This window comes from Roseiconus nitratireducens (assembly GCF_008629675.1).
GTDB lineage: Bacteria > Planctomycetota > Planctomycetia > Pirellulales > Pirellulaceae > Stieleria > Stieleria nitratireducens.
In genome coordinates this window covers 806,000-814,056 of sequence record NZ_VWOX01000001.1, presented here as the reverse complement: position 1 = coordinate 814,056, position 8,057 = coordinate 806,000, and the positions used below count along the sequence as shown (strand labels likewise).

The window sequence follows — 8,057 nt, the reverse complement described above, 5'->3', positions numbered from 1 at the left end:
GGGACGGGGGTCAATAGCCGGAACGGCCCTCCGGGTGCTTTGCACTATTGACCCCCGTCCCCTTTTCCAGGCACCCTCTTCAAAGCAGCTTGTTTGCCTCGCTAGATCCAGAGCTTCAAGCGGTTGTCCAACATGCCGGGCAACCCCCGGCGAGCCAGCGTTTTGACTTGCTTGTCGTGATAACGCGTGCTGAGATGGCCGCCGATGATCAACTCATTCTTAAATCGATCCTGGCGGTCACGGTAGTCGTCGATGTGCATGTGTCCGTGCTTGTGAATCTTCTCCTTGCGGTGCTCGGGCGCGACGAACGTCAATTCACTGACCAGAATCTTGGCATCAAAGAATTCCGGATTGTTGTCCAACCCGGGCGGCGACGTGTCCCCGGTGTAAGCGAACACGGGGACCCGCTTTTCCGTCGTGATTTCCGTCCCGGCAAGCTTCAGATCCCGGATCTCGTCGCCGGACAGCCCGACATATTCCGACTTCAACTTGTGGCGTCGTTGCCAAACAACGAAGCCCAACGAAGCGATGGTGTGGCGGGTCGGGACCGCCGTCACCAGGTACTCACGGCCGCAGGGAATCTCGTCGCCCGGATTCAGCCCGATCAATTCGCATGGCATCGCCCCGCGGTCCAACCGGCGAAACATCTGCAACATGTCCCAAGCGTCATCGACGGCGGAATCGGGAAGGTAGATCACCGGCGGATCCATCTTCATCATCCGCCGACGCGAAACGTAAGACGGCAGCGAAGCGATGTGGTCCAGATGGGAATGGGTAATGAACAGGGTGGGCGTCCCCATGAAGTCCCATGGCTGGGCCCCCACATCAAACAACAGTTTCAACTCATTGACCCGCCAACATGTTTGCACGGCCGCGCGCGAAAATCCCTCGATGGTTAGACCGTCGTGGTGATGGCTCAGCAGGGGAATGTTCTCAACCATGTCGCGCAAGTCGAAGTCGGCAGGCGGGGGAAGCGGGCGCAAACGCCGACAATACCCCGGCAGCGTCCTTCTTTGTAGTCCCGACACTCGCCGGAATGGTTCGCCCGAAACGCGCCGATCGGCCCCTCTGACGGATCGCCGCAACGCTTGCCAACTCGCCGCGATGGTCTCCGCCGGGTCCCTCCAACCGATCCATCACTGCGGCGAGAACAGGATCCCGTTCGGGGTAACGTCCAGTTGCAGCGACGCCTGCTTGGAAGCCAGCTCCAACAGCTGCATCAGTGTCTGGTCGACCGCCGAAAACGAAACCAACAAACCGCGATGCGGTTCCGCCGCCGGCGAAAACCGGACCGGCACTTGCACCGTTCCAGCCAGTTCTTTCAAGACCGCACCGACCGGCTTGTTTTGAACCTTCAACGTGAACGTCCGCTGGTCCTCCCGCAGCCGCTTGATCGCATTGCGGGCGCCGGCCGGAGCCGGCGCACCGCCAACGCCCTGATTGCCATCGGCCGGAACTTCCAACCCACGACGCCACACCCAACGCTGTGTCGCCGGCTTGGCGGTGACGGCAATCGCGTCCTGCAGCCATTGGACCTGCGCCTCCGGATCCGCCTGGGCGATGGACGAAGCAAATTGCTCCGGGGCGGGGACCGGCAGTGAACAGCGAATGGGCGCAGACCGCAAAGACACATCGTGCGCTGGCTCGAATTGGGCCAACACCAGATCTTCCGCCACGTCCCGTCGAATCTGCTGCCAATGCGTCTCGGGCCACAGGTCATGCGGCAGGCGGCGACGAAGTTCCTCCGGTAATCGTTCGACAGACCGGACGCCTCGGATCCGCGCCAGCGCCTCGGAGGGAGTCGTCAAATCGGGCCACTGCACGTCCACGCGAGCCGGCGTCCGGCTCCGCGATTGGGCTGCTCGACCCACGGTGGCGGAGGATTCGTTGTCAGATTCAGCAGTGTTGAGAAAGAATTTTGCCGCCAATTGGTCAACCCATTCGGCCCGCCCAATGACCACGCAGTTGTCCACGGGAAAGCAAACCGCTCCGGCAGCTTCGGCAATGGAACAGAGCGATGCGTACCGCGTCGGCCCGAGTGCACCTGGGGAAACTGCGCGGTCTGGGTTAACTTTGCGATCGATCCAATAATTGATGACACCATCGGGCGACGGATCGCTTTGGGCGACCATCCTGACCGCATCGCGCAAGGATTGGCCATCAAGCAGTCCCGTGTGGGATTCGCGTAACCGTTGCGCCATCGACTTGGAGATCGACAAGGATTGCGCGGACAGCTTGGTGGACCAGGCGAACGACAAACTGATCAATCCACAAATCAGCAATCTCGCCAGCGGGTGTGCGATCATGGCTCGGTTCCATGGTAATTGCCGACAGCAATAAGGTTGCACTGTTTTCCCCATTCTCACAGGCGACGGTCAACGGGCGGGCGAAGGGAACGCCGGGCATGCGTCCCCGCCCGCCATGCTGGTTAGTTGTGAAGCAGTCGAGTGCCAACTAGACTCGCCCGCAGTCCCGACGGCGAAGCCGCTACTTGCCAGTTTCTGCGACTCGGCGGTTGCCCCGAGATCGGTGCTGCCTAGTATACACGCGGCCCGCACCACGATTTCTCCACCTTTGACGGATGCTTCTGTGACTTCACCGCTCGTGAGAACGACACGTCTGGCCACCGCGTACCGCCGCCTGTTGGCCACGGCCGACGCGCCCCAGTACGCGGCCGAGGTCGATGAGCACTATTCGCCGGCGACACTGGCCAGCCTGCTCTGCCGAGGCGACGTGGAATTGCGTCGTGCCGCCGCGATGGCCCTGGGGTTGCTCGGAAATTCTCGTTCGATTGAGCCGCTGGGACGTGCCCTCTGCGATGTCGACCGCGGCGTGCGACTGGTCGCCGACGATTCGTTCCGCGGATTGTTGCTTCGGGATGCCGCACCCACGCATCATCAGCAACTGTTGAAGGTCATGCATTTGACGGATGGTGGTGAATTTGCTGCGGCGCTTGCCCCCGCCATGATTGTCGCCGATCAGGCACCGCGATACGCCGAAGCGCATTTCCAATTGGCTTGCTGCTGGCACGGTTTGGAAGAACCGGAAAAGGCGAGTGAAGCCTATGCAGCATGTTTGTGGCGTTGCCGTTTTCACTACACCGCCTGGCAGGGCTGGGCGCGATGCCAAATCATCGCGGGCGACTTCCGTTCCGCCGCCGCGGCGCTGCAGCGTTGCCTGGACATCAATCCGGATTTGGAATGTGCGCGGGCCCAATTGCGCGCCGTCCGGCGACGCATGCGACGCAGCGACGTCTGAACTCCATGCACCCGGTGTCGAAGAGCCCTGTGTCGAACTCCAGCGTGCCAGCGCCTCGATACTCCTTGGCTGATGCAGCTTGTTGGTGACTTGAATTCGTGAATAGCTACAACGATCTTTTCGTTGCAACGGTCGCATTCGTTTGCGCTGGCGGCTCGCTGGCGGTCAGCCTCGGGCCATGGGTCGCCCCCTATCAACTGCGATCCATTGCCCACATTCGGCAACGGTTTGGAGAGTCGGCCGCGCGGTTGACCTGGTTGGTCGTCGCCATCGTCTCATTGCTGGCCGGCCTGGCGATTGCTGGCGGAATTCGCCCCGGCTATGCACAGCCCCAACCGGGCACGATTCAAACGGCCCGCTGATCAAACGGGCCGATGACCAAACGGCCCGATGACGGAGGCTCATCGCGCTCCGGCCTCCGCGTGTCAGACCGGCAATGCGTCACGGTATTCCATGCGGACGCCGAACCCCATGGATGTCGCGGTGATCAAGCACCCGGATTTGATTCTTCGATGGCGTGATCCATGACGTCGATCGCGGCATCCAAGTAGCGTTCGAAGTGTTCTTCGAAATGCTCCATTGCGGCTTCATCGGCAAAGAAGAACATCCGGTTGTGGACCGGATCGATCACACCCCATTCGCGGCGGCCGGGAACGATCTTCTTTTGTTCGAAGAACCGCACCACATCAATTTCGTTCAGCATCGGGGTGTAGGGAACTGGATCAGCCAAAAACGTTTCCATCGCCTGCTGGTTGGCGAACAGGTACAGCTTGCCCAAGTGCACCACGCCGAACTCCGGCTTCCCTTCAACCCATTGTTCGTCGCGAATCACCGACACGGCACAGTACCCTTCGATGGCCAGTTCCGGCTTTGCCGAGGCATCGCGGTCAGCGCTGTCGTCTGCCACTGGTTCGGCCTGGGAAATGTCGCTGTTGCCGGCGAGCCCGGGTTCCGACAGCGACATGCCTTCGGTCCGGACACCGGTCAATGAGGCCGGGACACCGCCGAGGGGCGCCGACGGCATGGCGAACTGGTTGACCTGCGCCGCACCACCACCGGTGGCGCCGGATGCGGGCGTCTGCACCTGTTGAGGCAAGTCTTCTTCGGGCGTCATCGGAACTTGAGTCGGCATCCCCAGTCCGCCGGCATTGGCCGCTTGAGCCACGGCGGTCTGCGTGGCCGCAGCCTGCGCCGCGGCGACCTGGGAGGCGGAAGGATCGGCCGTCGCGTATTCGGGAGCCGACGAATCGACATCCGGAGTCGTGGCGGTGCGGGGCGGCTGCTTGCCGCCAGCCAACATCGTTTGGCCTTTCAGATACGTTTGTCGCGCCGTGGTCAACATGGCGATGAAGCGATCGGGCTGCTGCGGACTGACCGAGTGCGCCAGCGCCTTGCCGTCGGTCGTCACGATCACGTCGGTGGGAAACTTGGTGACCTTGAACATCTTGGTCAGGTTCGGATTCTCGGTGCCGTGAATCTTCACCGGAATGAAATTGTCATTGATCGACTGCACGACGGAATGACTGCGGAACGCCCCGGCTTCCAGCCGGTCACACCACACGCAATTGTCACTGTAAAAGTGCAACAGCATCAGCTTGCCTTGCTGCTTGGCTTTGGCATGGGCCTCGCGAAGCTTTCCTTCCCAGGCGATTTCGGCTTGGCACAAACCTGCGCCGGCGAGGGTGACTGTCAGGGCAACAAGTGAGATCGCGGCGTTTCGCATCCTGCGTTCCTGTATCGATCCGTGAAAAAAGGGCTGAGCAAAGGCGTCGAAGGCCGGCTATCGTTGGTTGTCGGATTTGCCGGTGGGGCGGCTTGAAGGGAAAGTACAAAATGGGCTGACTTTGACGCCAGGGCGGTCATCGGCCCCGAGCAACCGCAGCGAGCAGCCAGGCGGGCGGGAGCCCGCTTGCAGTGGGTTCCAAGGCGGGAGCCTTGGAACCAGGACGCGGCAGCCTCCCCAGCTCTCGTTCCCGGGCTCCCGCCCGGGAACGCGCGGCCGGCGTGGCTCCGCCACGCGACGGCGGTTTTTCGCCCTCCGCCGCGATTTCCCAGATCCCCTTGGCGACCGGCCGGCAGCCTCGACTTGACAGCCGCCAGGAAGCGTCTATATTTTCCGATAGTCTACGAGCGGTGATTTCACCCACAGGGTCCACCGCGAATGAAAAATTCACTGCGTCGCTCCACGACGATTCTGACGTTCGACCCGCTGGGCGAGCGAGGTGATTGCCTGACCCGCTAAGTCGCATGGCTTAACTTGGTGAGATTCCCGAGAACGGATTTCCCGCGGCGGCAGTTGCTGATCAGAACGTGTGGTGGCGAAAGAAAAAAGGAATGGTTGTCCCGAAGCAGACGTTGCTTCTTCGGACTCCCCCGCGATCTCACGCCCGCATCGAGTGCCACCGACTCGGCGAATCAGATGTGGGCCCGTTGGAACTCGCAGGAACGCCTCCGGATCGTCCCGGTGTTGCGGTTGCTTGGGTTCGTTCAGAACGAATCGGGGGGAGAGCCAGATTGGCCGCCAGAATGGCCGGTTGAGCAATACCGGCACAGGCCTTGCATAGCACCTTGGAAATGACTTCCCGGTAAGTCGTTCGGATCAAACTCCGTTGCGCTCGTCCCGATTGCTACCGAGTCCCCGTGGTGACTTGGCGGTTCCGGCCGTGTCGCCCTCCGCGTCACCATCACGCACGACCAAACGATCGAAAATCGGAACGCCCGCGGCCTGTGGCTCGCCCCACCGGCTTCGGCCCCCTGCCTTTTCGGCACATCACTCACTTAGGCTAGACCCCCGTGGAAATGTCACCGCAGTTTCGCGACCGGGTCCTTCATTTTTTTGACCTGCGGTTTCTCAACACGACTGCCGACCGAACCGCTCAGGTGACGTCCCTCGGGGCTGAACCGGTTGCGAGTCTTGCCAGCATTGGCGAGGCCCTTTGACGGAGCGTCGGCACTCTCTCTGGACAACAAATGGCGAAAAAGAAACGGTCTTCTCGTCGCGGCCCGAACTCCAACGGTCAATCCGGTGGCGGAGGCGGCAAGCAGCGGTCTCGGCGGCGACGACGTGGCGGTGGCGGACCCGGCGGAAATGGTTCGAGCCAGGAGCGCGAGCCCATGGACGTCGCCAGCGACGCGCCGATGGAAGAGTGCGACGGCATTCTGGAACTGCACCCCAACGGGTACGGCTTCCTCCGCAGCCGCGACAACAATTACTCCCGCGAACGGAGCGATCCGTTCGTTCCCGGCACCATGATCGAACGCTTCGGGCTCCGCCAGGGCGTGCACATCAAAGCCATGATGCAGCAGGCCAAACGCCAGCAGGGCCCCCGGGTCCGCGAAATCATGGACGTGGACGGCCTGTCACCGGAGGCTTACCCGGACGTCAAGACGTTCGATTCGCTGACGCCGATCAACCCCGAGGAGTGGTTGCGACTGGAGTGCGGACGTCGCCCCCTGACCAACCGCGTGATCGATCTGCTGGCGCCCCTCGGGAAAGGCCAACGCGCCTTGATCGTCGCGCCTCCGCGGAGCGGTAAAACCGTGATGCTGCAGGACATCGCCAGTGGGATCTCCACCAACCACCCTGATCTGAAATTGATCGTCCTGTTGATCGACGAACGTCCCGAGGAAGTCACCGACATGCGACGCAGCGTCGTCGGCGGGGAAGTCGTCGCCAGCAGCCTGGACATGGACGTCGAAAGTCACGTCCGGCTCAGCCAGTTGGTGATCGACCGTGCCCGACGCTTGGCCGAGATGGGTCAAGACGTCTTCCTGATGCTTGATTCCATCACACGCCTGGCCCGTGCGTTCAACAAATGGGTCGGACGCGGCGGACGCGGTGGCGCCACCATGTCCGGTGGTCTGGACATCAAAGCGATGGACATCCCCAAGAAGCTGTTCGCCACCGCACGTGCCTTCCAGGAAGGCGGTTCGCTGACCATCGTCGGGACCGCGCTGATCGACACCAACAGTCGAATGGATGAGGCGATCTTCCAGGAGTTCAAAGGCACCGGGAATATGGAATTGGTGCTCGACCGACGCCTGGCCGACCGCCGCGTGTGGCCCGCCATCGATATCAGCCAATCCGGAACGCGTCGCGAAGAATTGCTGCACGACGAGGAAACCTACGAAGCGGTGACCATGCTTCGGCGAACCCTCTCCAGCATGCATCCCTGTGATGCGATGGAACAGCTGACCAAACAGCTGGGCCGCTTCGAAAGCAACGATGAATTCATCAAGCTGATCAGCGGTGCCAAAACCGCACTTTAGGCGCTCTCCGATGGACGCCCGCGGCGAGCCTCGGTTCGCCGCCGGGAAGACCGACCCAACGGAGGCCGAATGTTGGACGCGGCCGCTGACACCGGCGGCTTGTCCGCCACGGCCGAAGATGAGTAAACTGTGCGCTGGCAGCCTGCCTGCCCGATCACCACTCGGAGGATAAGCGAATTGGTGAGCAGCCTCACTGGAACTGAGGTACCCCGTAAGGGGCTGCGGGTTCGAGTCCCGTGTCCTCCGCTGTGAATCAGACGCCCTCAAGAACCGTGTGTTTTTGGGGGCGTTTTTTCTAGCCGGCCGGCGCCACCTTGAGATTGCCACGCTCGCCGGCGCGTCGAACATGCCCCCGTCTGGCTTGCTCGACAAACGTGATATCCTTCACGATGTCACGAAGCCGGTCGATGTTCTTGCCAGTCCCCTCTGACGCCCTCGTGCGTGATTGGTGGCACTTGAAAGTTCGCTCCGCGGCGATCGTGGTCCCGGGCTTCATTGGTAGCGCACGGGAATCCTGCTGCCTCGCAGTC

Annotated in this window: 6 protein-coding genes and 1 tRNA gene; 4 read left to right on the top strand and 3 right to left on the bottom strand. The window is 61.8% G+C overall.

The genetic code is table 11. The annotated features are described in order from the left end of the window. Positions 1-101 precede the first annotated feature (101 nt). Both FYK55_RS02680 and FYK55_RS02675 read right to left on the bottom strand, forming a co-directional pair. On the bottom strand, positions 102-941 hold the full coding sequence (locus FYK55_RS02680; RefSeq protein ID WP_150074541.1) for an MBL fold metallo-hydrolase: 840 nt from the start codon (positions 939-941) through the stop codon (positions 102-104). A 195-nt stretch (positions 942-1,136) separates the two neighbouring features. Then, complete coding sequence (locus tag FYK55_RS02675) at positions 1,137-2,306, bottom strand: hypothetical protein (RefSeq protein WP_150074539.1); 1,170 nt, start codon at positions 2,304-2,306, stop codon at positions 1,137-1,139. Positions 2,307-2,589: 283 nt separating this feature from the next. Between FYK55_RS02675 and FYK55_RS02670 the strand changes: the two genes are divergently transcribed. Together FYK55_RS02670 and FYK55_RS02665 are read left to right on the top strand one after the other, a co-directional pair. Next, positions 2,590-3,258 (top strand): HEAT repeat domain-containing protein, encoded by a 669-nt coding sequence (locus FYK55_RS02670; protein ID WP_235908368.1) that lies wholly within the window; start codon positions 2,590-2,592, stop codon positions 3,256-3,258. Positions 3,259-3,356: 98 nt separating this feature from the next. Beyond that, complete coding sequence (locus tag FYK55_RS02665) at positions 3,357-3,620, top strand: hypothetical protein (RefSeq protein WP_150074536.1); 264 nt, start codon at positions 3,357-3,359, stop codon at positions 3,618-3,620. 125 nt (positions 3,621-3,745) lie between these two features. Here FYK55_RS02665 and FYK55_RS02660 read toward each other — a convergent pair whose 3' ends face one another. Next, complete coding sequence (locus FYK55_RS02660) at positions 3,746-4,981, bottom strand: thioredoxin family protein (RefSeq protein ID WP_150074535.1); 1,236 nt, start codon at positions 4,979-4,981, stop codon at positions 3,746-3,748. A gap of 1,247 nt (positions 4,982-6,228) precedes the next feature. On the opposite strand from FYK55_RS02660, the gene rho reads away from it, so the two are divergent. Next, positions 6,229-7,527, top strand: a complete 1,299-nt coding sequence (gene rho / locus FYK55_RS02655) for a transcription termination factor Rho (protein ID WP_150074533.1) — start codon at positions 6,229-6,231, stop codon at positions 7,525-7,527. A 163-nt stretch (positions 7,528-7,690) separates the two neighbouring features. Beyond that, positions 7,691-7,773 (top strand) — tRNA-Ser (locus FYK55_RS02650). Positions 7,774-8,057: the final 284 nt, after the last annotated feature.

Bases quoted from the DNA above. Each gene is read 5' to 3' on its own strand.
- rho (WP_150074533.1), top strand. From the start codon at position 6,229: ATGGCGAAAAAGAAACGGTCTTCTCGTCGCGGCCCGAACTCCAACGGT.
- FYK55_RS02680 (WP_150074541.1), bottom strand. From the start codon at position 941: ATGGTTGAGAACATTCCCCTGCTGAGCCATCACCACGACGGTCTAACC.
- FYK55_RS02675 (WP_150074539.1), bottom strand. From the start codon at position 2,306: ATGATCGCACACCCGCTGGCGAGATTGCTGATTTGTGGATTGATCAGT.
- FYK55_RS02660 (WP_150074535.1), bottom strand. From the start codon at position 4,981: ATGCGAAACGCCGCGATCTCACTTGTTGCCCTGACAGTCACCCTCGCC.